The 24,577-nt window shown below is 42.4% G+C and carries 24 protein-coding genes, 2 rRNA genes and 2 other annotated features; all 26 genes read left to right on the forward strand.

The window, feature by feature from the left end:
* The first annotated feature begins 14 nt into the window (after positions 1-14).
* The 26 genes from LIT25_00580 (at position 15) to LIT25_00705 (ending at position 24,371) form a co-directional block, all read left to right on the forward strand.
* Positions 15-2,943 (forward strand): 23S ribosomal RNA (locus tag LIT25_00580).
* 92 nt (positions 2,944-3,035) lie between these two features.
* Positions 3,036-3,151: ribosomal RNA gene (gene rrf / locus LIT25_00585) — 5S ribosomal RNA — on the forward strand.
* Between the two features lie 727 nt (positions 3,152-3,878).
* Positions 3,879-4,340, forward strand: a complete 462-nt coding sequence (locus LIT25_00590; GenBank protein USK33987.1) for a CtsR family transcriptional regulator — start codon at positions 3,879-3,881, stop codon at positions 4,338-4,340.
* A gap of 16 nt (positions 4,341-4,356) precedes the next feature.
* The gene (locus LIT25_00595) at positions 4,357-4,902 is read left to right on the forward strand and encodes a UvrB/UvrC motif-containing protein (protein ID USK33988.1); all 546 of its coding nucleotides are present in this window, start codon (positions 4,357-4,359) and stop codon (positions 4,900-4,902) included.
* Position 4,903: 1 nt separating this feature from the next.
* Positions 4,904-5,995, forward strand: a complete 1,092-nt coding sequence (locus LIT25_00600; GenBank protein USK33989.1) for a protein arginine kinase — start codon at positions 4,904-4,906, stop codon at positions 5,993-5,995.
* Complete coding sequence (gene clpC / locus LIT25_00605) at positions 5,992-8,436, forward strand: ATP-dependent protease ATP-binding subunit ClpC (protein USK33990.1); 2,445 nt, start codon at positions 5,992-5,994, stop codon at positions 8,434-8,436. The genes LIT25_00600 and clpC overlap by 4 nt, the downstream gene beginning before the upstream one ends.
* A gap of 127 nt (positions 8,437-8,563) precedes the next feature.
* Positions 8,564-9,946, forward strand: a complete 1,383-nt coding sequence (gene radA / locus LIT25_00610; protein ID USK33991.1) for a DNA repair protein RadA — start codon at positions 8,564-8,566, stop codon at positions 9,944-9,946.
* Positions 9,947-9,950: 4 nt separating this feature from the next.
* Positions 9,951-11,033 (forward strand): DNA integrity scanning diadenylate cyclase DisA, encoded by a 1,083-nt coding sequence (gene disA / locus LIT25_00615; GenBank protein ID USK33992.1) that lies wholly within the window; start codon positions 9,951-9,953, stop codon positions 11,031-11,033.
* Between the two features lie 193 nt (positions 11,034-11,226).
* Positions 11,227-12,327 carry a PIN/TRAM domain-containing protein gene (locus LIT25_00620; GenBank protein ID USK33993.1) on the forward strand — a complete coding sequence of 367 codons (1,101 nt, stop codon included), beginning with the start codon at positions 11,227-11,229 and terminating at the stop codon, positions 12,325-12,327.
* A gap of 12 nt (positions 12,328-12,339) precedes the next feature.
* The gene (ispD, locus tag LIT25_00625; protein USK33994.1) at positions 12,340-13,026 is read left to right on the forward strand and encodes a 2-C-methyl-D-erythritol 4-phosphate cytidylyltransferase; all 687 of its coding nucleotides are present in this window, start codon (positions 12,340-12,342) and stop codon (positions 13,024-13,026) included.
* Positions 13,026-13,502 carry a 2-C-methyl-D-erythritol 2,4-cyclodiphosphate synthase gene (gene ispF, locus LIT25_00630; protein USK33995.1) on the forward strand — a complete coding sequence of 159 codons (477 nt, stop codon included), beginning with the start codon at positions 13,026-13,028 and terminating at the stop codon, positions 13,500-13,502. The genes ispD and ispF overlap by 1 nt, the downstream gene beginning before the upstream one ends.
* A 76-nt stretch (positions 13,503-13,578) precedes the next feature.
* Entirely contained in the window at positions 13,579-15,036 is a 1,458-nt protein-coding gene (gene gltX, locus LIT25_00635) for a glutamate--tRNA ligase (GenBank protein USK33996.1), read from the forward strand.
* Positions 15,037-15,074: 38 nt separating this feature from the next.
* Positions 15,075-15,317 (forward strand) — a binding site (T-box leader).
* A gap of 64 nt (positions 15,318-15,381) precedes the next feature.
* Positions 15,382-16,077 carry a serine O-acetyltransferase gene (gene cysE, locus LIT25_00640; GenBank protein USK33997.1) on the forward strand — a complete coding sequence of 232 codons (696 nt, stop codon included), beginning with the start codon at positions 15,382-15,384 and terminating at the stop codon, positions 16,075-16,077.
* Positions 16,028-17,425, forward strand: a complete 1,398-nt coding sequence (gene cysS / locus LIT25_00645) for a cysteine--tRNA ligase (GenBank protein ID USK33998.1) — start codon at positions 16,028-16,030, stop codon at positions 17,423-17,425. Before cysE ends, cysS begins: the two co-directional genes overlap by 50 nt.
* Before the next feature lie 2 nt (positions 17,426-17,427).
* Positions 17,428-17,844, forward strand: a complete 417-nt coding sequence (locus LIT25_00650) for a Mini-ribonuclease 3 (GenBank protein USK33999.1) — start codon at positions 17,428-17,430, stop codon at positions 17,842-17,844.
* A 2-nt stretch (positions 17,845-17,846) separates the two neighbouring features.
* Complete coding sequence (gene rlmB / locus LIT25_00655; protein USK34000.1) at positions 17,847-18,590, forward strand: 23S rRNA (guanosine(2251)-2'-O)-methyltransferase RlmB; 744 nt, start codon at positions 17,847-17,849, stop codon at positions 18,588-18,590.
* Between the two features lie 4 nt (positions 18,591-18,594).
* The gene (locus LIT25_00660) at positions 18,595-19,104 is read left to right on the forward strand and encodes an NYN domain-containing protein (protein ID USK34001.1); all 510 of its coding nucleotides are present in this window, start codon (positions 18,595-18,597) and stop codon (positions 19,102-19,104) included.
* 67 nt (positions 19,105-19,171) lie between these two features.
* A complete protein-coding gene (sigH, locus tag LIT25_00665) occupies positions 19,172-19,828 on the forward strand; it encodes an RNA polymerase sporulation sigma factor SigH (GenBank protein USK34002.1) in 657 nt (218 codons plus the stop codon).
* A gap of 94 nt (positions 19,829-19,922) precedes the next feature.
* A complete protein-coding gene (gene rpmG / locus LIT25_00670) occupies positions 19,923-20,072 on the forward strand; it encodes a 50S ribosomal protein L33 (GenBank protein ID USK34003.1) in 150 nt (49 codons plus the stop codon).
* A 63-nt stretch (positions 20,073-20,135) separates the two neighbouring features.
* Complete coding sequence (secE, locus tag LIT25_00675) at positions 20,136-20,315, forward strand: preprotein translocase subunit SecE (protein ID USK34004.1); 180 nt, start codon at positions 20,136-20,138, stop codon at positions 20,313-20,315.
* Between the two features lie 210 nt (positions 20,316-20,525).
* Positions 20,526-21,059 carry a transcription termination/antitermination protein NusG gene (nusG, locus tag LIT25_00680; GenBank protein USK34005.1) on the forward strand — a complete coding sequence of 178 codons (534 nt, stop codon included), beginning with the start codon at positions 20,526-20,528 and terminating at the stop codon, positions 21,057-21,059.
* A 170-nt stretch (positions 21,060-21,229) separates the two neighbouring features.
* Positions 21,230-21,655: a 50S ribosomal protein L11 gene (rplK, locus tag LIT25_00685; GenBank protein ID USK34006.1), complete on the forward strand. Its 426-nt coding sequence runs from the start codon at positions 21,230-21,232 to the stop codon at positions 21,653-21,655.
* A 102-nt stretch (positions 21,656-21,757) separates the two neighbouring features.
* On the forward strand, positions 21,758-22,456 hold the full coding sequence (gene rplA, locus LIT25_00690) for a 50S ribosomal protein L1 (GenBank protein ID USK34007.1): 699 nt from the start codon (positions 21,758-21,760) through the stop codon (positions 22,454-22,456).
* A gap of 49 nt (positions 22,457-22,505) precedes the next feature.
* Positions 22,506-22,651 (forward strand) — a sequence feature (ribosomal protein L10 leader region).
* Positions 22,652-22,705: 54 nt separating this feature from the next.
* The gene (gene rplJ / locus LIT25_00695) at positions 22,706-23,206 is read left to right on the forward strand and encodes a 50S ribosomal protein L10 (GenBank protein ID USK34008.1); all 501 of its coding nucleotides are present in this window, start codon (positions 22,706-22,708) and stop codon (positions 23,204-23,206) included.
* A 57-nt stretch (positions 23,207-23,263) separates the two neighbouring features.
* The gene (gene rplL / locus LIT25_00700) at positions 23,264-23,629 is read left to right on the forward strand and encodes a 50S ribosomal protein L7/L12 (GenBank protein ID USK34009.1); all 366 of its coding nucleotides are present in this window, start codon (positions 23,264-23,266) and stop codon (positions 23,627-23,629) included.
* A 136-nt stretch (positions 23,630-23,765) separates the two neighbouring features.
* Positions 23,766-24,371, forward strand: coding sequence for a class I SAM-dependent methyltransferase (locus LIT25_00705; protein ID USK34010.1), 606 nt, complete (start codon positions 23,766-23,768; stop codon positions 24,369-24,371).
* Positions 24,372-24,577: the final 206 nt, after the last annotated feature.

Below are 24,577 nucleotides of genomic sequence, written 5' to 3' on the forward strand. Positions count from 1 at the left end.
CGACTGACCATTTAGGTTAAGTTATGAAGGGCGCACGGTGGATGCCTTGGCACTAGGAGCCGATGAAGGACGGGACTAACACCGATATGCTTTGGGGAGCTGTAAGTAAGCTTTGATCCAGAGATTTCCGAATGGGGAAACCCACTGTTCGTAATGGAACAGTATCTTTATCTGAATACATAGGATAATGAAGGCAGACCCGGGGAACTGAAACATCTAAGTACCCGGAGGAAGAGAAAGCAAACGCGATTTCCCAAGTAGCGGCGAGCGAAACGGAATTAGCCCAAACCAAGAGGCTTGCCTCTTGGGGTTGTAGGACACTCTATACGGAGTTACAAAGGAACGGGGTAGATGAAGCGACCTGGAAAGGTCCGTCAGAGAAGGTAATAACCCTGTAGTCGAAACTTCGTTCCCTCCAGAGTGGATCCTGAGTACGGCGGGACACGAGAAATCCCGTCGGAAGCAGGGAGGACCATCTCCCAAGGCTAAATACTCCCTAGTGACCGATAGTGAACCAGTACCGTGAGGGAAAGGTGAAAAGCACCCCGGAAGGGGAGTGAAAAGATCCTGAAACCGTGTGCTTACAAGTAGTCAGAGCCCGTTAATGGGTGATGGCGTGCCTTTGTAGAATGAACCGGCGAGTTACGATCCCGTGCAAGGTTAAGTTGATGAGACGGAGCCGCAGCGAAAGCGAGTCTGAATAGGGCGTTTTAGTACGTGGTCGTAGACCCGAAACCAGGTGATCTACCCATGTCCAGGGTGAAGTTCAGGTAACACTGAATGGAGGCCCGAACCCACGCACGTTGAAAAGTGCGGGGATGAGGTGTGGGTAGCGGAGAAATTCCAATCGAACCTGGAGATAGCTGGTTCTCTCCGAAATAGCTTTAGGGCTAGCCTCAAGTATGAGAGTCTTGGAGGTAGAGCACTGATTGGACTAGGGGCCCTCATCGGGTTACCGAATTCAGTCAAACTCCGAATGCCAAAGACTTGCTCCTTGGGAGTCAGACTGCGAGTGATAAGATCCGTAGTCAAGAGGGAAACAGCCCAGACCACCAGCTAAGGTCCCAAAGTATACGTTAAGTGGAAAAGGATGTGGAGTTGCTTAGACAACCAGGATGTTGGCTTAGAAGCAGCCACCATTTAAAGAGTGCGTAATAGCTCACTGGTCGAGTGACTCTGCGCCGAAAATGTACCGGGGCTAAACGTATCACCGAAGCTGTGGACTGTTCTTACGAACAGTGGTAGGAGAGCGTTCTAAGGGCGTTGAAGCTAGACCGTAAGGACTGGTGGAGCGCTTAGAAGTGAGAATGCCGGTATGAGTAGCGAAAGAGGGGTGAGAATCCCCTCCACCGAATGCCTAAGGTTTCCTGAGGAAGGCTCGTCCGCTCAGGGTTAGTCGGGACCTAAGCCGAGGCCGAAAGGCGTAGGCGATGGACAACAGGTTGATATTCCTGTACCACCTCCTCACCATTTGAGCAATGGGGGGACGCAGGAGGATAGGGCAAGCGCGCTGTTGGATATGCGCGTCCAAGCAGTTAGGCTGAGAAGTAGGCAAATCCGCTTCTCATATAAGGCTGAGCTGTGATGGCGAGGGAAATTTAGTACCGAAGTTCCTGATTCCACACTGCCAAGAAAAGCCTCTAGCGAGGTGAGAGGTGCCCGTACCGCAAACCGACACAGGTAGGCGAGGAGAGAATCCTAAGGTGAGCGAGAGAACTCTCGTTAAGGAACTCGGCAAAATGACCCCGTAACTTCGGGAGAAGGGGTGCTTTTTAGGGTTCATAGCCCTGAAAAGCCGCAGTGAATAGGCCCAGGCGACTGTTTAGCAAAACACAGGTCTCTGCGAAGCCGCAAGGCGAAGTATAGGGGCTGACGCCTGCCCGGTGCTGGAAGGTTAAGAGGAGAGGTTAGCGCAAGCGAAGCTTTGAATTGAAGCCCCAGTAAACGGCGGCCGTAACTATAACGGTCCTAAGGTAGCGAAATTCCTTGTCGGGTAAGTTCCGACCCGCACGAAAGGCGTAACGATCTGGGCACTGTCTCAACGAGAGACTCGGTGAAATTATAGTACCTGTGAAGATGCAGGTTACCCGCGACAGGACGGAAAGACCCCGTGGAGCTTTACTGTAGCCTGATATTGAATTTTGGTACAGCTTGTACAGGATAGGTAGGAGCCTTGGAAGCCGGAGCGCCAGCTTCGGTGGAGGCATTGGTGGGATACTACCCTTGCTGTATTGAAATTCTAACCCACAGCCCTGATCGGGCTGGGAGACAGTGTCAGGTGGGCAGTTTGACTGGGGCGGTCGCCTCCTAAAATGTAACGGAGGCGCCCAAAGGTTCCCTCAGAATGGTTGGAAATCATTCGCAGAGTGTAAAGGCACAAGGGAGCTTGACTGCGAGACCTACAAGTCGAGCAGGGACGAAAGTCGGGCTTAGCGATCCGGTGGTTCCGCATGGAAGGGCCATCGCTCAACGGATAAAAGCTACCCCGGGGATAACAGGCTTATCTCCCCCAAGAGTCCACATCGACGGGGAGGTTTGGCACCTCGATGTCGGCTCATCGCATCCTGGGGCTGTAGTCGGTCCCAAGGGTTGGGCTGTTCGCCCATTAAAGCGGTACGCGAGCTGGGTTCAGAACGTCGTGAGACAGTTCGGTCCCTATCCGTCGTGGGCGCAGGAAATTTGAGAGGAGCTGTCCTTAGTACGAGAGGACCGGGATGGACGCACCGCTGGTGTACCAGTTGTCTTGCCAAAGGCATCGCTGGGTAGCTATGTGCGGAAGGGATAAGTGCTGAAAGCATCTAAGCATGAAGCCCCCCTCAAGATGAGATTTCCCATCACATTAGTGAGTAAGAACCCTGAAAGATGATCAGGTTGATAGGTCTGAGGTGGAAGCGCGGTGACGTGTGGAGCTGACAGATACTAATCGTTCGAGGACTTAACCACAGTCTAATAAAGTGTAAAACCTAAGTGAATCTTGTTATCAAACGTTATTTAGTTTTGAAAGAATAACATTCTTTCTAATCAATTGCATATTGTCTGGTGATGATGGCAAAGAGGTCACACCCGTTCCCATGCCGAACACGGAAGTTAAGCTCTTTAGCGCCGATGGTAGTTGGGGGTTTCCCCCTGTGAGAGTAGGACGTTGCCAGGCACGCATAAAAAAAGAACAGCAGAGATGCTGTTCTTTTTTTGTATGTAAAAGATAAAATGGCAAAGGACAAAGGACGATTAGAGGGATGGCGGTTGGAAGCAGGTTTTTGCTTTTTAGTAGGACTGCACCGATTAGAGGGAATTGGCTGCATGGGCATAAAACCGTGCATAGCGAGCATAAATGTTGTTCGAGCGCGTATAACTTGGCCGTGAACGAGCACAAATGACCGGTAAGTGTGCATAAATGCTCTTCTAGGAAGGGGACTAAACCAGTGTATGATGGGGATGAGGCTCAAAATAAGAAGAGGAGTTTCAAAATGAGAACCAGTACATATCAAAACACTCCCGAAATTGGTTTTTATTTAGCTGTAAATTTATCATTTATAGCATTTGCAAACTATAGTGCTTCAGCGGTCTGAACGGGTCTCAAATAATGTATGAGCGGTGAGGAAGGGATAAACCGACATTCTATTAGAAAAAGATATTACCTTTCATGAATCCATTTTATTAGACGTATATATAACGTAACCCCTCCATGCTTTTACTCCTTTTTTATAAATTCCTTTAAGCAGCCAATAAATAAAATGGTAATTCCTGTTTAAAAATGTTTCACTGCCGTTAATAATGGAAATAGGTAAATTAGTGGTTATAAGTTGAAAAAAATTGAACTTCGTTTTATATTAGTGTTAAAGTCAAATATAGTCAAAGTCAAGTTAGGGGGAGGCGGAGTGCGGAATATTTCGGATGTCATTGAACAGTATTTGAAGCAGGTGCTTACTACGAGCGGCAAAGAAATCGTTGAAATCAAAAGAAGCGAGATTGCGGATAAGTTTCAATGTGTGCCCTCACAAATAAATTATGTGATTAATACGCGTTTTACTATTGAAAGAGGGTATATAGTAGAGAGCAAGAGAGGCGGCGGAGGCTACATTCGTATTATTAAGGTGAAATCGAATGATGCTGCCCACTTAATTGATCAGATATTGGGAATTATCGATAGACGGATTTCGCAAACCGCTGCTGAAGATCTTATTTTAAGGCTGGTTAATGAAGAAGTGATTTCAAGACGTGAAGCGAAGATTATGATGAGTGTAATTGACCGTTCCGTCTTATATATTGATTTGCCGCATAGAGACGAGTTAAGGGCAAGGATGATAAAGGCTATGCTGACTTCCTTGAAATACCGATGAAAGCAGGTGAACAGACTTGATTTGCCAGGAATGCAATGAAAGGCCGGCAACTTTTCATTTTACAAAAGTAGTGAACGGCGAAAAGACAGAGATTCATATTTGTGAACAATGTGCACAGGATAACAGTTCGATGTTTATAGACAACAGTACTGGTTTTTCAATCAATAACTTATTAGCAGGTTTATTAAATATGGAACCTTCTATTTCAAAAACTAAGCAGGATGTTTTTAAGAAAAATGAAGTTTTGCAGTGCAGCAGATGTCAAATGACATATCAGCAGTTTACAAAAGTCGGCCGTTTTGGCTGTTCGGAGTGCTATCGGACTTTTAATGATCAGATAAATCCTATTTTAAGAAGGGTCCATAGCGGAAACACTGTTCATGCGGGTAAAATTCCTGAACGAATTGGCGGTAGCATTCACGTCCGTAAACGAATAGAGTTATTAAAACAGAATCTTAAGGATTTGATACAGCAAGAAGAATTTGAAAAAGCTGCTGAGACTCGAGATGAAATCCGTTCGCTTGAACTGAAATTAAAAAGTTCCAGAGGAGGAGAATCCTGACATGTCACTTCAGCAATTTATCAATCAGGCAATGAGCGCCTGGATGAGCAAGGAAGGACCTGATTCTGACATTGTTCTCAGCAGCAGGGTCAGGCTTGCAAGAAATATTGAGAAATATAAGTTTCCAACGATTGCGACAAACGAAGAATCGCAGGAAATTTTAACCCTTTTTGAAGAAACTTTTTCGGATAAAAGTGTGAATGAAATTGGCAAGCTTGAAATGCTCAGGATGGAAGATCTGCAGCCCATTCAAAAAAGGGTTTTAGTTGAAAAGCATTTAATTAGTCCGAATTTAGCGGAAGATTCTTCTTTTGGAGGATGTTTATTATCAGAAAATGAAGAAGTCAGCATTATGCTGAATGAAGAGGATCATATTCGAATTCAATGTTTATATCCAGGCCTTCAGCTGAAAGAAGCATTAAAATCAGCAAGCGAGCTGGACGATTGGATGGAACACGCTGTAGATTACGCATTTGACGAGCAGAGAGGATACTTAACAAGCTGTCCGACGAATGTCGGAACAGGCCTTAGAGCATCTGTTATGATGCACTTGCCTGCACTTGTCCTGACACAGCAGATGAACAGGATTATTCCGGCAATTAATCAATTAGGTCTGGTTGTTAGAGGAATTTACGGGGAAGGCAGCGAAGCATTAGGTAACATCTTTCAGATTTCAAATCAGATTACACTGGGGAAGTCTGAAGACGATATAGTAGAGGATTTGCTGAGTGTTGTCCATCAGCTGATTGACAAGGAGCGTTCTGCACGCGAAGCCTTATATAAAACGTCGCAGATACCGCTTGAAGACCGTGTGTTCAGATCTCTCGGCACTCTGACATACAGCCGTATAATCGAGTCTAAAGAAGCCGCCAAATGTTTATCAGATGTCAGGCTGGGAATAGACTTAAATATTATTAAAGACATTTCCAGAAACATATTAAATGAGTTAATGATTTTAACTCAGCCTGGTTTTCTGCAGCAATATTCGGGCGGGGCTTTAAGACCAGATGAACGGGATATAAGAAGAGCTTCCTTAATAAGAGAAAGATTAAACCTAGAAATGGTCAGAAGGATGGAGGATGATGAAGTATGATGTTTGGAAGATTCACTGAGCGGGCTCAAAAAGTTCTTGCACTGGCACAAGAGGAAGCAGTTCGACTGGGACATAATAATATCGGCACTGAGCATATTCTTCTCGGTCTTGTACGTGAAGGCGAAGGAATTGCTGCAAAAGCACTGACAGCACTTGGCCTTGGTTCAGATAAAATTCAAAAAGAAGTAGAGAGCCTAATCGGGAGAGGGCAAGAAATTTCTCAAACGATTCACTATACTCCGCGGGCGAAGAAAGTCATCGAGCTTTCAATGGATGAAGCAAGAAAGCTTGGTCATTCTTACGTTGGCACTGAGCATATCCTTTTAGGTCTTATCCGTGAAGGTGAAGGTGTAGCAGCAAGAGTTCTGAACAATCTTGGAGTAAGTTTAAATAAAGCACGCCAGCAAGTTCTTCAGCTTTTGGGCAGCAATGAATCAGGATCGGGGCATCAGGGCGGCTCAATGAACAATGCCAATACACCGACCCTTGACAGTCTTGCACGCGACTTGACTGCCATTGCACGTGAAGGCAGCTTAGACCCTGTAATCGGCAGAAGCAAAGAGATTCAGAGGGTCATTGAGGTACTGAGCCGCAGAACGAAAAACAATCCTGTCTTAATCGGGGAGCCTGGAGTAGGTAAAACGGCAATCGCAGAAGGATTGGCTCAGCAAATCGTAAATAATGAAGTTCCTGAAATTCTCCGTGATAAACGAGTGATGACACTAGATATGGGAACTGTTGTAGCAGGAACGAAATACCGCGGTGAGTTTGAGGACCGTCTTAAGAAAGTGATGGACGAAATTCGCCAGGCAGGCAACATTATTTTATTCATTGATGAATTGCATACGTTAATTGGAGCTGGAGGCGCAGAGGGCGCAATCGACGCTTCAAATATTCTTAAGCCATCACTTGCAAGAGGTGAATTGCAGTGTATTGGAGCAACAACTCTTGATGAGTACCGCAAATATATTGAAAAAGATGCTGCTTTGGAACGACGCTTTCAGCCAATCCAGGTTGATGAGCCTACAGCTGAAGAAAGCATCCTGATTTTAAAAGGGCTTCGCGACCGCTATGAGGCTCACCACAGAGTATCCATTACAGATGAAGCGATCGATGCTGCAGTAAAATTTTCAGACCGTTACATTTCCGATCGGTTCTTGCCAGATAAGGCGATCGATTTAATTGATGAGGCAGGTTCAAAAGTGCGCCTTCGTTCCTTCACAACTCCTCCAAACTTAAAAGAGCTTGAAATGAAGCTTGAAGAAGTGCGGAAAGAAAAGGATGCATCTGTTCAGAGCCAAGAGTTTGAAAAGGCAGCTTCATTGCGCGATACAGAACAGCGTCTTCGTGAACAGCTTGAAGAAACGAAGAAAACATGGAAAGAAAAACAAGGTCAGGAAAACTCCGAGGTCACAGTTGAGGATATTGCCATGGTTGTGGCCAGCTGGACTGGAATACCTGTATCACGACTTGCTCAAAAAGAAACAGATAAACTTCTGAACATGGAACAAATCCTTCATAACCGTGTAATTGGCCAAGATGAGGCTGTTGTTGCAGTTGCGAAAGCCGTACGCCGTGCAAGAGCAGGCTTAAAGGATCCAAAGCGCCCAATCGGTTCTTTCGTTTTCTTGGGACCTACTGGAGTAGGGAAAACAGAGCTTGCACGTGCACTTGCAGAATCTATTTTTGGTGACGAAGATGCGATGATCCGCATTGATATGTCTGAGTATATGGAGAAGCATTCTACATCCAGACTTGTCGGTTCGCCTCCAGGGTATGTCGGCTATGAGGAAGGCGGACAACTGACAGAGAAAGTTCGCAGAAAGCCTTACTCAGTTGTACTTCTTGATGAGATTGAAAAGGCACATCCAGATGTCTTTAACATTCTCCTTCAAGTTTTAGAGGATGGACGTTTAACAGATTCTAAAGGAAGAACGGTTGATTTCAGAAATACGATTTTAATCATGACTTCAAATGTTGGAGCGAGCGAGCTTAAACGCAACAAATACGTTGGCTTCAATGTACAGGACGAAGCACAGGATTATAAAGATATGAAAAGCAAGGTAATGAGTGAACTCAAAAAAGCATTCAGACCTGAGTTCTTAAACCGTATTGACGAAATCATTGTGTTCCATTCTCTTGAGAAGAAGCACATTAAAGAAATCGTAACGCTGATGGCTGATCAGTTGATGAAACGTCTAGCAGAGCAGGATCTAGTGCTTGAGCTAACGGATGCCGCTCAGGATAAAATTGCAGATGAAGGATTTGATCCTGAATACGGTGCCCGTCCTCTAAGAAGAGCCATTCAAAAGCATGTAGAAGATCGTCTGTCAGAAGAGCTGCTGAAAGGCACAATCGAGAAAGGCCAAAAAGTCGTACTTGATGTAACGGATGGAGAATTTATCGTAAAAGGCTCTGAGGCAGAAGCGAAAATAAAATAATCATCTTAGGCGAAATATCATGAGGCATACATTTTTTACGTATGCCTCGATTTCGTTTCTGTGATAGCACATCAAAAATAACCATTTCTTATTAAAATAGGTAATCTAGTAAGGAAGGACCGAAATAATGGCTAAAACAAAATCGAAATTCATGTGTTTGACGTGCGGATATGAATCTGCCAAATGGATGGGGAAATGTCCAGGCTGCGGCGCATGGAATACGATGACAGAGGAAATTGTCAAAACAGGAACTGCAAATAGAAGAGTTGCCTTTGCGCACTCAGCTCCAGGTCAAACCGCCAATAAACCTTCACCCATTACAAACATTGAAACAACTCAAGAACCGCGCATTAAAACAAACCTGCAGGAATTTAACCGTGTCCTAGGAAGCGGAATTGTAAGGGGCTCCCTAGTATTAATAGGAGGAGATCCCGGAATAGGAAAATCAACACTGCTGCTTCAAGTTTCTTCTCAGTTAGCCGACAATGGAAACGATGTCTTATATATTTCAGGCGAAGAATCAGTCAAGCAAACGAAAATGAGGGCTGACAGACTTGGTGTTAAATCTGAAAAGCTCTTTGTTCTTGCTGAAACAGATCTTGAATTTATTTCAAAAGCGATTGATGAAACGAATCCTGCATTTGTAATCGTGGATTCAATCCAAACGGTTTTTCAAAGTGACATTACATCTGCACCGGGCAGTGTTTCACAAGTCCGGGAATGTACCGCTGAACTGATGAGGCTCGCGAAAACAAAAGGCATTGCGATCTTTATTGTGGGACATGTCACGAAGGAAGGGTCCATTGCAGGTCCGAGAATCCTAGAACACATGGTTGATACCGTGCTTTATTTTGAAGGAGAACGTCATCATACGTACCGGATTTTAAGGGCGGTGAAAAACCGTTTTGGCTCTACAAATGAAATGGGTATTTTTGAAATGAAAGAAAGCGGTCTTGAGGAGGTACTGAACCCTTCAGAGATTTTTCTTGAGGAACGTTCCAAAGGTGCAGCGGGCTCAACGGTTGTTGCATCCATGGAGGGTACAAGGCCGGTTCTGGTGGAAATTCAGGCGTTAATCTCGCCTACAAGCTTCGGGAATCCGCGAAGAATGGCAACCGGGATTGACCATAATCGTGTACCGCTGTTAATGGCTGTCCTTGAGAAAAGAGTAGGCTTGCTTCTGCAAAACCAGGATGCCTATTTAAAAGTGGCAGGAGGAGTGAAATTAGATGAACCTGCTATTGATTTGGCAATAGCAGTCAGTATAGCTTCAAGCTTTAAGGACGTACCATCAAAAGCGACGGATATCATTATTGGAGAAGTAGGCTTAACCGGCGAAGTCAGACGCGTTTCAAGAATCGAACAGCGCGTCATGGAAGCAGCCAAGCTTGGGTTTAAGCGTGCAATCGTTCCAGAGGCCAACATTGGGGGATGGACGGTGCCGGGGGACATAGAGGTTGTGGGAGTAAAGAACGTCTCAGAGGCCCTGCAGACTACATTAGGGGGGTAGGACAATGATTGATAAAGAGAAAAAAACACATGAAAAAAGCATGAAAGAAATCTTGCAATTTATTGCTCCGGGGACACCTCTCAGAGCTGGAATTGAAAACGTATTACGGGCGAAAACCGGCGGTCTGATTGTGGTCGGTTTCAGTGATAAAGTAAAAGAGCTAGTAGATGGAGGATTTTACATAAACTCTGCATTTTCCCCGGCTCATCTTTATGAACTTGCTAAAATGGACGGAGCCATTATCCTGAGTGATTCGGGCAATAAAATATTATATGCAAATGCTCAGCTTGTTCCAAATGCTTTTATCGGGTCCATCGAAACAGGTATGCGTCACCGTACAGCTGAGAGAGTGGCGAAGCAGACAGGCAATCTGGTAGTAGCCATTTCACAGAGAAGAAATGTTATTACTCTTTATTACGGAGAGCTTCGTTATGCACTGAGAGACATCGGTGTAATCTTAACGAAGGCAAACCAGGCCATTCAGACGCTTGAGAAATACCGCACCGTTCTTGATCAGTCAATCATAAATCTTGGAGCATTGGAATTTGAAGAACTTGTAACATTTGATGAATTGCTGCAGGTGATTCACCGGATTGAAATGGTCCTTCGAATAAAAAATGAAATCTTAAATTATATTAATGAACTTGGAACGGAAGGGCACCTGATCCGTTTACAGCTGAACGAATTGCTGTCAGATATAGAAGAGGAAGCAGCGCTTGTCATTAAAGATTATTGTTTTGATAAAACACTTGATCCTAAATATGTGCTCGATCAATTTCAGGTTCTCACAAATACGGAGCTCTTAGATGACATGGTCCTGCTCAGGCTTCTAGGATATTCGGCACATTTTACCAATCTTGAGGATTTAGTTATGCCCCGAGGCTACAGAGTTCTTAAAAAGATTCCTCGCCTTCCGCCTGTCATAATTGAAAATTTAGTGAACAAATTTACAAATCTGAAACTTATTACGCGTGCAACCGTAGAACAGTTGGACGAGGTTGATGGCATTGGCGAGGTTCGGGCGAAGAAAATTAGAGAAGGTCTGCGCAGGCTGCAGGAACAACTGCTGATTGATCGTCAAATATAGCGAACTTTTTATGAAATTTTTTGTTTGAACGTTTTAATCCGGAGGATTTAGGTTATATTATTCTTGTTTTTCTTTTTTGGGGAGAGGTATAATCTGTTCTAACATTTCAATCTGTTTACAGCTATAGAATTTCATATCTTTGGCGTTTTAATTGAATTAAAGTGATTATAATAGATAAAAAGGAGGTGGAGGTATGTTAAAGCGTATAGTGCAGATCTTTTTCCTGTTCCTTGGAGGAACTCTAGGCATTTTCTTTATGCCGGAGCTAATGAGATTGTTAAATCTACAAGACATACCTTTTATTAATTCACCATATGCATTAGCCATTTTAGGAGCGATATTATTCTATATAGCAACATTCTGGCTTGTCGATTATGTGATTAACTGGGTAAAGCTTTTAGAAGAATCACTGGTAAAGGCACCTGTAACGGATGTTCTATTTGGTAGTTTAGGATTGATTGTCGGACTTATAATTGCCTTTCTTATCGTAAATGTTATTCCGTTTAAAGACATCCAATATCAAGTGTTCAGTACGATTATTCCGATCTTTCTTACACTTTTGCTTGGGTATCTTGGTTTTCAGGTCGGATTCAAGCGGAAAGATGAATTAATCAGTCTTTTCTCTATTTCCGGCAAAATCGGAAAGAAAAAAGGCGCTGGCGAGGAAGACACAGAAATAGAAGACAAAAGGCTTAAAATTTTGGATACAAGCGTGATTATCGACGGCAGAATCGCAGATATCTGCCAGACGGGATTTTTAGAAGGTACGATTGTGATTCCTCAATTTGTCCTTGAAGAACTGCAGCACATTGCTGATTCCTCTGATGCATTAAAACGAAATCGCGGAAGACGCGGACTTGATATCTTGAACCGCATTCAAAAGGAGCTGTCCATTAAAGTAGAGATTTATGAGGGCGACTTTGACGAAATACAAGAGGTTGACAGCAAACTCGTAAAACTGGCCAAGCTTACATCAGGCGTCGTGGTAACAAACGATTTTAACTTAAACAAAGTATGTGAGCTTCAGGGTGTAGCAGTATTAAATATCAATGACTTAGCAAACGCTGTGAAGCCGGTAGTATTGCCTGGGGAAGAAATGAAAGTACAAGTCATTAAAGATGGAAAAGAACATAATCAGGGCGTCGCCTATTTAGATGACGGCACGATGATTGTTGTTGAAGATGGAAGAGATTATATAGGCAAGCACATTGATGTGATTGTTACGAGTGTGCTGCAGACATCTGCCGGAAGAATGATTTTTGCTAAACCCAAGCTGCTGGAAAAAGCATTGTAGGGGAGTAAACGCATGAAGTATGAAGTAGTCATTCCTGCTGCAGGACAAGGAAAGCGTATGAATGCAGGGAAGAACAAGCAATTCATTGAGCTTGATGGAATTCCTGTCATTGTTCATACATTGAAAGTTTTTGAACATGATCCACAATGTACAGGCATTCTCTTAGTTGTAAATCCGAACGAAAGAGATATTTTTGCCACCATGGCTGACCGTTACGAAATCCATAAGATTAAAGGATTGATCAGCGGGGGCAGTGAGAGGCAGCACAGCGTGTATAATGGTCTCAAAGCTGCATCATCTGAGATTGTTCTTGTCCATGACGGAGCACGTCCATTCATCAAAAAACAAATGATGACAAAATTAGTTAAAGCAGCAAGTGAAGATGGAGCAGCAACGGTTGCAGTCCCTGTAAAGGACACCATTAAACGCGTTCTAAACAGCGAAGTGATTGAAACAGTTGAACGTTCTAGCTTGTGGGCCGTACAGACCCCACAAGCTTTTCGTCTTTCAGATATCCTCACTGCCCACGAGGAAGCTTTGCAGTCTGGGTTCTTGGGAACCGATGACGCAAGTTTGATTGAAAGAAGCGGAAGAAAGGTTCAAGTGATAGAGGGCGACTATACAAATATAAAACTAACGACACCAGATGATCTGCTGATAGCAAAAGCCATCTTAGAAAGTGAAAGAGGGGAAACGTAATGTTGAGAATTGGACAGGGATTTGATGTGCACCAGCTCGTAGAAGGCCGCCCGCTCATCCTCGGAGGAATCGAAATTCCGTATAAAAAAGGACTGCTTGGCCATTCGGATGCAGATGTTTTGCTTCATACGGTAGCTGATGCATGCCTTGGTGCTATTGCTGCCGGTGATATCGGCAAGCATTTTCCGGATACTGATCCAGAATTTAAAGATGCAGACTCCGCAAAATTACTGCAGCATGTTTGGCAGCTCGTAAAAGAAAAAGGATATGCGCTTGGAAACATTGATTGTACAATTATTGCTCAGAAGCCTAAGATGGCTCCATATATTGATCAAATGAGAGAAAGAATTGCTGAGTTGCTTGAGGCTGATATCAATCAAGTGAATGTAAAAGCAACAACGACCGAACAGCTTGGTTTTACGGGCAGAGGAGAAGGAATAGCTTCACAGGCAACGGTTCTCATTCAGAAAAAATAATCACGGACCATCTTTTGAACAGAGTGACTTTAGTGATAAAATGAAACGGACGTTAAAGATTATCGGAGGTACAACAATGACAAATGAAGTAAGAGTGCGATACGCTCCAAGTCCGACTGGACATTTACATATCGGGAATGCCCGAACAGCCCTTTTTAATTATTTATATGCGAGAAATACAGGCGGCAAATTTATTATCCGAATTGAAGACACGGATAAGAAGAGAAATATTGAAGGCGGCGAAGAAAGCCAGCTTAAATATTTGAAATGGCTCGGCATTGACTGGGATGAAAGCATCGATACAGACGGTGAATACGGTCCATACAGACAGTCAGAGCGCAATGATCTTTATAAAAAATATTATGATGAACTTCTTTCTGGCGGAAAGGCGTATAAATGCTATTGTACAGAAGAAGAGCTTGAGCAGGAGCGGGAAGAGCAAAGTGCCCGCGGCGAAACTCCTCAATATTCTGGAAAATGCGCACATTTAACACCTGAAGAGCAGCAAAAGCTTGAGGATGAAGGAAGAAAACCAAGCATTCGCTTCCGTGTACCAAAGGGAGAGGTCATTACATTTAACGATATCGTGAAAGACGAAATCTCATTTGAAACTGATGGAATCGGCGACTATGTCATTGTAAAAAAAGACGGCACGCCAACTTATAACTTTGCTGTAGCAGTAGATGATTATTTAATGAAAATGACTCATGTTCTTCGCGGGGAAGACCACATTTCAAATACTCCGAAGCAAATTATGATTTTCAATGCATTAGGCTGGGAAGCACCTATTTTCGGCCACATGACACTGATCGTCAATGAAAACCGCAAAAAATTAAGCAAACGTGATGAATCAATTATTCAATTTATTGAACAATATAAAGAATTGGGCTATTTGCCGCAGGCGCTCTTTAACTTTATCGGCATGCTTGGATGGTCTCCTGGCGGCGAAGAGGAAATTTTCAGCAAAGAGCAGTTCATTGAAATATTCGATCCGAATCGACTATCGAAATCACCGGCTGTTTTTGATACACAGAAGTTAATGTGGCTGAACAATCAGTATGTCAAACAGCTCGAATTAGATCAGCTGGCTGAGCTGTCCCTTCCTCATTTGATCAAAGCTGGAAAAGTATCAGAAACTGCTTCAGCAGAAGAAATGGACTGGGCACGGAAATTAATCGGCCTTCATCAGGACAAAATGAGTTATGGTGCAGAAATAGTTGAGCTGACTGAGCTTTTCTTTAAAGAAGAAATTACTTATAACCGCGAAGCGCGAAATGTTCTTGAAGAGGAACAGGTTCCAGAGGTTCTTACAGCATTTGCAGAGGAAATTGAGAAGCTTGAGTCCTTTACGGCTGATCAAATTAAAGCTGCTACGAAAGCTGTTCAGAAGTCTACCGGACATAAAGGCAAGAACCTGTTTATGCCAATCCGTGTTGCAACAACCGGACAAACTCATGGTCCCGATCTGCCTCAGGCAATCGAGCTGCTCGGAAAAGAAACAATTTTAACCCGATTAAAAAGTGCGAACAGTTAACTTTTTTCTAAAAATGTAATATAGTAAGATTAATACATTAAAACACGTTGATAAGGAGAAGTAGAGAGTCCGTTTCCATGATAGAGAGAACCTCCCTGGCTGAAAGAGGTTTATGCGAAATCATTCTCGAAATGCACCTTTGAGTCTTTTATTGAACCATCAGCCAGTCTGACGTAGTAAATAAAAGCGGATTGCTCACCGTTACAGGAGCCTAAAGTTGAAGCAGGCAATTTTTTGCTTGTTTAAACAGAGTGGAACCGCGCATTTAAAGCGTCTCTGTCTATTAGGCAGAGGCGCTTTTTTAGTTTCATTTAAAAATCATGGGGATTGTTTGGGGGGAATAGAATGTTCAAAATCCTGAAGGAAGATATCGAGGTTGTTTTCGAACAGGATCCGGCTGCAAGGTCTTATTTAGAAGTCATTCTTACTTATTCCGGGCTTCATGCAATTTGGGCACACAGGCTGGCACATGCTTTTTTTAGACGGAATCTGTTCTTCATTGCAAGAGTCATTTCTCAAGTGAGCCGCTTTTTTACAGGAATCGAAATCCATCCAGGCGCGAAAATCGGGAGGCGCTTTTTCATAGACCACGGCATGGGTGTTGTAATTGGAGAAACGTGTGAAATCGGTAATAACGTAACAGTCTTCCAAGGAGTAACTTTAGGCGGAACCGGGAAAGAGAAAGGAAAGAGGCATCCGACCATTCTGGATAACGCTTTGATTGCTACAGGTGCGAAAGTACTGGGATCCATTACAGTCGGCGCTTATTCTAAGATTGGTGCGGGTTCGGTTGTGCTCCGTGATGTGCCTGATCATTCCACTGTTGTAGGAATACCAGGCAAGGTCGTGATACAAAATGGGAAGAGAATCAAAAATGATCTTGATCACTGCAATCTTCCTGATCCAGTCGCAGACAGGTTCAAAGAACTGGAAGCAGAAATGCTGCATTTGAGACAAGAGCTTGCACAATTGAAAGAAGGGAAGAGTCAAGATGACCATCAAGCTATACAATACGCTAACCAGACAAAAGGAAACGTTTAAGCCCCTTGAAGAGGGCAAGGTCAAAATGTATGTGTGTGGACCGACCGTTTATAACTATATCCATATAGGAAATGCCCGTCCTGCTATTGTCTATGATACTGTCCGGAAATACTTGGAGTACAGAGGATACGATGTTACTTATGTATCAAACTTTACAGATGTAGATGATAAGCTGATAAAGGCTGCAAATGAGCTTGGAGAAGATGTTCAGACAATTGCGGACCGTTTTATTGAAGCCTATTTTGAAGATGTCACGGCTCTTGGCTGCGACCGTGCAACAGCTCATCCGCGTGTGACAGAAAGCATGGATATTATTATCGACTTTATTCAGGCTTTAATTGAAAAAGGGTTTGCTTATGAAGCAGACGGGGATGTGTATTATAGAACAAGATTTTTTAAAGATTACGGAAAGCTCTCTCATCAATCCATTGATGAACTCCGCGTTGGTGCCAGAATCGATGCAGGCGAGAAGAAGCAGGATCCACTTGATTTCGCGCTTTGGAAAGCGGCGAAAGAGGGCGAGATTTCTTGGGAAAGTCCATGGGGAGAAGGAAGACCCGGCTGGCATATTGAGTGCTCCGCTATGGTCCATGATCACTTCGGAGATACAATCGATATCCATGCAGGAGGACAGGACTTAACATTCCCCCACCATGAGAATGAAATTGCCCAATCTGAAGCATTGACAGAAAAGCCGTTTGCTAACTACTGGCTGCATAATGGGTATATTAATATAAACAACGAAAAAATGTCGAAGTCTCTAGGCAACTTTGTATTGGTTCATGACATCCTGAAAGAACACGATGCCCAGGTTCTTAGATTGTTCATGCTGTCCGTCCACTACCGTCATCCGATTAATTATTCCGTTGATTTGCTTGAGAGCACTAAAAATGCATTAGACCGCCTTCGTACATCTTACGAAAATCTGCTGCACCGTGCACAAAGCAGCACTGATTTAACCGATGACAATGAAAAGTGGCTGAACATTATCTCTGAACAGCGCACGGTTTTTGTGGAAGCTATGGATGATGATTTCAACACAGCCAACGCCATTTCAGTTATGTTTGAATTGTCAAAGCAAGCCAACTACTATTTGCAGGAAAAGAATACTTCAAAAGAAGTAATTGCTGCTTTCACTGCTGCATTTGATGAGCTTGGAGCTGTACTTGGCCTTCAGTTTGGAAATAAAGAACTTTTGGATGCGGAAATTGAAGAATTGATTGAAAAGCGCATTCAAGCCAGAAAAGACCGCAACTTCCAGCTGTCAGATGAAATCCGGGATCAGCTGAAGGGTATGAATATCATTTTAGAAGATACGCCTCAAGGCACGAGATGGAAAAGAGGGTAAGCATGCTTCACTTAGAAGAGATTCCGAACCCAAAACAAGTGAACAGCCTGGCTCTTGCCTATATAGGTGATGCTATTTATGAAGTCTGCGTCAGGCATCACCTGCTTTCTAAAGGCAACGTCCGTCCAAATCAGCTGCATAAATTAGCAACAAAATATGTTTCAGCCAAGGCGCAGGCAACAATTCTTCATGAATTGTCAAAATCGGATTATTTCTCTGAAGAAGAAATGGCGATCATACGCCGCGGCCGAAATGCAAAATCAGGCACGGTTCCAAAGAACACAGATGTTCAAACATACCGCTACAGTACAGCATTTGAAGCATTAATCGGCTACCTGCATCTTGAAAAAAATGCAGACCGTCTAGCAGAAATCATTCAGTCGTCATTTGAATTGATTCAGAACGAAGGGAGGAAATAGGAATGTCAGAAGAATATATTATTGGCCGCAACACCGTCATTGAAGCATTAAAATCAACGAGAAATGTGTATAAAATCTGGATGGCGGAAAACTCCGTCAAGGGACAGGCCCAGCAAATAATGGTGCTTGCAAAAGAAAAGGGCATATCCATTCAGTCTGTTCCTAAAAAGAAAATTGATCAAATGGTTGAAGGAAATCATCAAGGTGTCGTTGCTCAGGTAGCAGCATATGAATACTCAGAGGTAGATGATATCCTAAAGGCGGCTGAAGATAAAAATGAAGCCCCATTTATTCTTCTTTTAGATGAAATTGAAGACCCTCATAACCTTGGTTCCATTATGAGAACAGCAGATGCAACAGGCGCGCACGGCATCATCATTCCTAAAAGAAGAGCAGTTGGACTGACAGCTACAGTAGCGAAGTCTTCTACTGGCGCCATTGAATATATCCCTGTAGCAAGAGTGACAAATATGGCAAGAACCATTGAGGAATTAAAAGAGCGGGGCGTCTGGATTGTTGGCACAGATGCTAAAGGATCAGATGATTACCGTTCTATGGACGGAAAAATGCCTCTTGGATTAGTTATAGGCAGTGAAGGTAAAGGAATGGGAAGACTGGTTAAAGAAAAATGCGATTTTCTGGTCAACTTGCCGATGGCTGGCCGGGTCACTTCGCTCAATGCCTCAGTGGCAGCAAGTCTGCTGATGTATGAGGTCTTTAGAAAGCGTCACCCTTTAGGAGAATAAGAAAATGGATATCCTTCTTGTTGACGGATATAACATCATCGGTGCATGGGCGAATCTTCAATCATTAAAAAAAGAGAATCTCTCAGAAGCAAGAGAGCTGCTTATTCAGAAAATGGCAGAGTATCAAGCTTACACCGGTTACCGGGTAATCGTCATATTCGATGCTCATCAAGTGAAGGGTATTGAAAAGAAACAAAAAAACCACCGTGTCGAAGTAATTTATACCCGTGAAAATGAAACGGCGGATGAACGCATTGAAAAACTTGCGATTTCCCTGAGCAATATTAAAACACAGATTCACGTGGCAACTTCCGATTTCACAGAGCAATGGGCCATTTTTGGCCAGGGAGCTCTCAGAAAGTCGGCAAGAGAACTTTTAAATGAAGTAGAAGCCATTGAAAAAAGAATTCAAAAAAGAGTAGAGAAAATCAAAGTGAATAGTCCTCAATCAAAGATTCCTATAACAGATGATGTCCTGAAAATGTTTGAAAAATGGCGCAGGGGTGATTTATAGCCTGTTGACGCTTTCAAAAATCATACTGTATAATATTTCTATCTATTGTGCGGTCGGGGGGATCGGCATGAACACACATTTCAGCACGGGTAAACTCAGCAAGGAAGACTTTCATGCTCTTTTGGATGAACGGGTTGTGGAGCTTGTTCATAATGGAGACAGCGACGCTCTTGATTATTTAATAACCAAATACCGTAATTTTGTTAGAGCTAAGGCAAGGTCCTATTTCCTGATAGGCGCTGACAGAGAAGATATTATTCAAGAAGGTATGATCGGTTTGTATAAAGCTATCCGTGATTTCAGAGAGGACAAGCTTACTTCTTTCAAAGCTTTTGCAGAACTGTGCATTACTCGCCAAATCATTACCGCTATTAAAACCGCAACCCGTCAAAAACATATTCCTCTAAACTCTTATGTTTCACTGGACAAGCCGATTTACGATGAAGAATCAGACCGGACATTGATGGATGTCATTTCAGGGACGAAAGTCATGGACCCGGAAGAACTGATTATAAATCAAGAAGAATTTGACGATATTGAATTGAAAATGGGAGAGCTTCTGAGCGACCTGGAACGGAAAGTACTTGTTCTGTACCTGGACGGCAGATCCTATCAGGAAATTTCTGAAGAGCTCAACCGTCACGTCAAATCAATAGATAATGCCCTTCAGCGGGTGAAGAGAAAACTTGAAAGATATCTGGAGCTTCGTGAAATCAATATGTAAAAATCATGTAAAACATGTCAGGCGTGATTGACGAAGGACCTTGCGTGTGTTACATTTTTATAGAAAAATGCAGGACTAGCGGAAGGTGCCATATATGCGTAAGAAAGTTACATTGGCTTGCACAGACTGTGGAAGCAGAAACTACACAACGATGAAAAACACGTCAAGTTCTGAAGAGCGTTTAGAATTCAAGAAATTTTGCAAAGCTTGTAACGCACATACGGACCACCGTGAAACAAAGTAGCACTCATCTCATAATTCTTTATTTCTATGACAGGCTTTCTGAATTCTCTTGGAGGTAATGTAAATGAAGCGTATTGTTAATTTTTTCAAAGATGTATCCCGTGAAATGAAAAAGGTCAGCTGGCCAAAAGGCAAAGAACTGACACGCTATACGATTACAGTTATTGCAACTGTCGCTTTTGCTGTTGTCTTTTTCGCCCTTGTTGATTTGGGAATTTCATCGTTAATTCGTCTAATGACTTAAGAAATAAACCAGGGATCTTCAATTTCGTTTTATTTTTTGAATAATAGATATAAAATCGTGCTATAATAGAGAATATTATATTTCCCCAAAAACCCGTTCGACGGGTTTTTTCATTGTCTTCAAAAGAGTCAGCCAAAGAAATAAGAACAGCAGAATCAAAATATAAGATTCAAAAAGCAGGGAGGGAATGGACAAATCGTCCTATAAAAGATGGAGAAAAATTGGTATGTAGTCCACACTTATTCCGGTTATGAGAATAAGGTAAAGGCGAATCTTGAAAAGCGTGTAGAATCAATGGGCATGCAAGATAAAATCTTCCGTGTAATCGTTCCGGAAGAGGAAGAAACAGATTATAAAAACGGCAAAAAGAAAGTAACGAAGAAAAAGGTATTCCCCGGTTATGTCCTAGTAGAAATCGTCATGACAGATGATTCATGGTACGTAGTCCGGAATACACCTGGTGTAACAGGATTTGTCGGTTCAGCTGGATCAGGTTCAAAGCCAACAGCGCTGCTTCCGGAAGAAGTTGTAACGATCCTTAAACATATGGGAATGGAAGAAAAGAGAGTTGAACTTGATTTCGACTTGAAAGAGACTGTAAAAGTAATAGACGGACCTTTTGCTAACTTTACCGGCTCAATTGAAGAGATTGATAAAGATAAGAGCAAAGTGAAGGTGCTTGTGAATATGTTCGGCCGCGAAACACCGGTTGAGCTGGAATTTTCTCAAGTTGATAAATTATAAGAAAAAACTTGAATTCACAAAAGAAAAGTGATAATATTTCATAAGTCAGTATGTCTCGCTATGCGGGACATAAAACTTGATTAATTTCTATCATTCATATAAAGAATGAACGACATGAGTGGGAGGGTATTACCCTATTACCACATCACGGACTTAAGGAGGTGTGTCTCGTGGCTAAAAAAGTAATTAAAATGGTTAAATTGCAAATTCCTGCTGGGAAAGCAAATCCAGCGCCGCCGGTTGGTCCTGCATTAGGTCAAGCTGGTGTTAACATCATGGGATTCTGTAAGGAGTTTAACGCTCGTACAGCTGATCAGGCTGGACTTATCATTCCTGTTGAAATTACGGTATTTGAAGACCGTTCATTTACATTTATTACAAAAACTCCGCCTGCTGCAGTATTGCTTAAGAAAGCAGCTGGTATCGAGTCTGGTTCAGGTGAACCTAACCGTAATAAAGTAGCAACAGTTAAGCGTGATAAAGTACGTGAAATCGCTGAAACAAAAATGCCTGACTTAAATGCAGCAAATGTTGAATCAGCTATGCGTATGGTTGAAGGTACTGCGCGCAGCATGGGTATCGTCATCGAAGACTAATTGTTGTTTTTGTTTTAGGGGTTGCGAGTTTGCTTTTAACAAGTTCGCAACCTTTATTCGTGGGAGGTTATTCCGCTAAAACCACTAAGGAGGAAATTTAAAATGGCTAAAAGAGGTAAAAAGTACGTAGAAGCTGCTAAATTAGTAGACCGTACTCAAGCTTACGGAGTTCAAGAAGCAATTGAACTTGTAAAGAAAACAAACACAGCTAAATTTGATGCAACAGTTGAAGTTGCATTCCGTTTAGGCGTTGATCCACGTAAAAACGATCAGCAAATCCGCGGAGCAGTTGTTCTTCCAAACGGAACAGGTAAAACTCAACGCGTTTTAGTATTTGCTAAAGGTGAAAAAGCGAAGGAAGCAGAAGCTGCCGGAGCTGATTTCGTAGGCGATGCTGACTACATCAACAAAATCCAGCAAGGATGGTTTGACTTCGATGTAATCGTAGCTACTCCTGACATGATGGGTGAAGTTGGTAAGCTTGGCCGCGTACTTGGACCAAAAGGCTTAATGCCAAACCCTAAAACTGGCACTGTTTCATTTGACGTTGAAAAAGCAGTTAAAGAAATCAAAGCTGGTAAAGTTGAATACCGTGTTGACAAAGCTGGTAACATCCACGTGCCAATCGGTAAAGTATCTTTCGAAGACAGCAAGCTAGTTGAAAACTTCACTACAATCTTCGAAACTTTATTAAAAGCTAAACCTGCTGCTGCAAAAGGCACATACATGAAGAACGTAGCTGTTGCTTCTACTATGGGACCTGGCGTTAAAGTTGATTCATCAAGTTTCAGCGTTAAATAATAGTTGACATAAGGCTCAACTTTATATATAATCAAAAATGTTGTTTAACAAATTAACTTCATTTATACCGTAGACAGTAGGTGCTTGCGAAAGCTTAATTTCCTGCCGAGGTGTATATATGTGAACTAGAATTATTAGATCGCTTGTATATATACTGCCTCCATGTCTAACGTGGAGGCATTTCTTGTTTTAAGAGAAAACACCGATCGGTATAAGTGTGGGACTTTGATTCTTACAGGAGGTGTATCAATGAGCAGCGCTATCGAAACAAAAAAATCCATCGTAGATGACATTACTGCTAAATTTCGCGACAGCAAAACAACAATAGTTGTTGACTACCGCGGTTTAACAGTATCAGAAGTTACTGAACTTCGTAAAACTCTTCGTGAAGCTGGCATCGAGTTCAAAGTTTACAAAAACACAATGACTCGCCGTGCAGTTGAAAATGTTGAACTTACTGGTCTTAATGACGCCCTAACAGGTCCTAATGCGATCGCATTCAGTAATGACGACGTAGTTGCTCCAGCTAAGATTCTTAACGACTTTGCAAAAAAGCATGACGCGTTAGAAATCAAAGCAGGTGTAATCGAAGGAAACATCGCAACTGTAGAACAAATTAAAGCTCTTGCTGATCTTCCGTCACGTGAAGGCTTACTTTCTATGTTGCTTAGCGTTCTTCAAGCTCCAATCCGCAATCTTGCACTTGCTACTAAAGCAGTTGCAGAACAAAAAGAAGAGCAAGGCGCTTAATCTGTTTGACCCGCACCAAAACAAAAAACTAATAGGTTTATAAGGAGGAAATATACAATGACTAAAGAACAAATCATTGAAGCAGTTAAAGAAATGACTGTTTTAGAATTAAACGACTTAGTTAAAGCAATCGAAGAAGAATTTGGCGTAACTGCAGCTGCTCCTGTAGCAATGGCTGGTGGCGCTGCTGGTGGCGAAGCTGCTGCTGAGCAAACTGAATTTGATGTAGTACTTGCTAGCGCTGGTGCTCAAAAAATCAAAGTTATCAAAGTAGTACGTGAAATCACTGGTCTTGGCTTGAAAGAAGCTAAAGAATTAGTTGACAACACTCCTAAAGCTGTTAAAGAAGGAATCGCTAAAGAAGAAGCTGAAGAAATCAAAGGCAAACTTGAAGAAGTTGGCGCTTCTGTAGAAGTTAAGTAATTCCAAAAAGACAAAGCTCGCTTAATTCATATAGCGAGCTTTTTTTTCACGTTTGACAGAAAATTGATTTTTTGCAAATACAGAGGTATGAAAAATACCATGATTTGCTATACTCCTTTAACATGGAGGGAAAAAGATGACAAATCATTATTATTCACAACAGCCAGAGGCTGAGAGTAACCGTAAATCATGGACGTTTACTTTAAGAGGGAATTCCTTTCATTTTCAAAGTGATCGCGGCGTTTTTTCAAAAAATGAAGTCGACTTTGGTTCAAGACTGCTGATTGAAACATTTACAATACCTGATCAAAAAGGCGACTTGTTAGACGTAGGCTGCGGATACGGACCAATCGGAATTTCGCTTGCTAAAGAATTTAAGGATCTCACAGTTGATATGATCGATGTTAATGAGAGAGCAGTAGAACTTGCGAAAGTAAATGCAGAAGCAAACGGTGTGAAAAATGTCCGTATTATTGCAAGCAATCTTTTTGAAAATGTTGATCCTTCGAAAAAGTATGCGGCTGTCTTAACCAATCCTCCTATCCGTGCAGGGAAAAAGGTTGTTCACGAGATTTTCGAAAAAAGCTTTGAATCTCTTTTGCCGGGCGGAGAATTATGGATTGTCATTCAGAAAAAGCAAGGAGCCCCTTCGGCTATTGCCAAATTGAATGAGATGTTTAAAGAGGTTGTTACAGTCAAAAAGGATAAAGGCTACTTTATTATCAGAGCAGAAAAAGATTGACTCGTATTTTTCGCTATGTTAATATTATAAAATGCCAATATATATATTCCATAAGTCTCTATTTTTTGAGGTAAATGTATAAATATAGGACAGATGGAAAAACTTATAAAATCAATAGTACGTTTTACAAAAGTGGTTTTCTAATTTATAGAGACCTTTTTATTTTTGTTTTCTCCTTGTATGTGTATTGGTGGTTAATAGATTGA

The organism is Bacillus sp. F19 (assembly GCA_023823795.1).
In the GTDB taxonomy this organism is placed as follows: domain Bacteria; phylum Bacillota; class Bacilli; order Bacillales; family Bacillaceae; genus Bacillus_P.

What these genes read in the sequence shown, in the direction of transcription:
- LIT25_00600 (USK33989.1), top strand. Translation starts at nt 4,904, where the DNA reads ATGTCACTTCAGCAATTTATCAATCAGGCAATGAGCGCCTGGATGAGC.
- clpC (USK33990.1), top strand. Translation starts at nt 5,992, where the DNA reads ATGATGTTTGGAAGATTCACTGAGCGGGCTCAAAAAGTTCTTGCACTG.
- radA (USK33991.1), top strand. Translation starts at nt 8,564, where the DNA reads ATGGCTAAAACAAAATCGAAATTCATGTGTTTGACGTGCGGATATGAA.
- disA (USK33992.1), top strand. Translation starts at nt 9,951, where the DNA reads ATGATTGATAAAGAGAAAAAAACACATGAAAAAAGCATGAAAGAAATC.
- LIT25_00620 (USK33993.1), top strand. Translation starts at nt 11,227, where the DNA reads ATGTTAAAGCGTATAGTGCAGATCTTTTTCCTGTTCCTTGGAGGAACT.
- ispD (USK33994.1), top strand. Translation starts at nt 12,340, where the DNA reads ATGAAGTATGAAGTAGTCATTCCTGCTGCAGGACAAGGAAAGCGTATG.
- ispF (USK33995.1), top strand. Translation starts at nt 13,026, where the DNA reads ATGTTGAGAATTGGACAGGGATTTGATGTGCACCAGCTCGTAGAAGGC.
- gltX (USK33996.1), top strand. Translation starts at nt 13,579, where the DNA reads ATGACAAATGAAGTAAGAGTGCGATACGCTCCAAGTCCGACTGGACAT.
- cysE (USK33997.1), top strand. Translation starts at nt 15,382, where the DNA reads ATGTTCAAAATCCTGAAGGAAGATATCGAGGTTGTTTTCGAACAGGAT.
- cysS (USK33998.1), top strand. Translation starts at nt 16,028, where the DNA reads ATGACCATCAAGCTATACAATACGCTAACCAGACAAAAGGAAACGTTT.
- LIT25_00650 (USK33999.1), top strand. Translation starts at nt 17,428, where the DNA reads ATGCTTCACTTAGAAGAGATTCCGAACCCAAAACAAGTGAACAGCCTG.
- rlmB (USK34000.1), top strand. Translation starts at nt 17,847, where the DNA reads ATGTCAGAAGAATATATTATTGGCCGCAACACCGTCATTGAAGCATTA.
- LIT25_00660 (USK34001.1), top strand. Translation starts at nt 18,595, where the DNA reads ATGGATATCCTTCTTGTTGACGGATATAACATCATCGGTGCATGGGCG.
- sigH (USK34002.1), top strand. Translation starts at nt 19,172, where the DNA reads ATGAACACACATTTCAGCACGGGTAAACTCAGCAAGGAAGACTTTCAT.
- rpmG (USK34003.1), top strand. Translation starts at nt 19,923, where the DNA reads ATGCGTAAGAAAGTTACATTGGCTTGCACAGACTGTGGAAGCAGAAAC.
- secE (USK34004.1), top strand. Translation starts at nt 20,136, where the DNA reads ATGAAGCGTATTGTTAATTTTTTCAAAGATGTATCCCGTGAAATGAAA.
- nusG (USK34005.1), top strand. Translation starts at nt 20,526, where the DNA reads ATGGAGAAAAATTGGTATGTAGTCCACACTTATTCCGGTTATGAGAAT.
- rplA (USK34007.1), top strand. Translation starts at nt 21,758, where the DNA reads ATGGCTAAAAGAGGTAAAAAGTACGTAGAAGCTGCTAAATTAGTAGAC.
- rplJ (USK34008.1), top strand. Translation starts at nt 22,706, where the DNA reads ATGAGCAGCGCTATCGAAACAAAAAAATCCATCGTAGATGACATTACT.
- rplL (USK34009.1), top strand. Translation starts at nt 23,264, where the DNA reads ATGACTAAAGAACAAATCATTGAAGCAGTTAAAGAAATGACTGTTTTA.
- LIT25_00705 (USK34010.1), top strand. Translation starts at nt 23,766, where the DNA reads ATGACAAATCATTATTATTCACAACAGCCAGAGGCTGAGAGTAACCGT.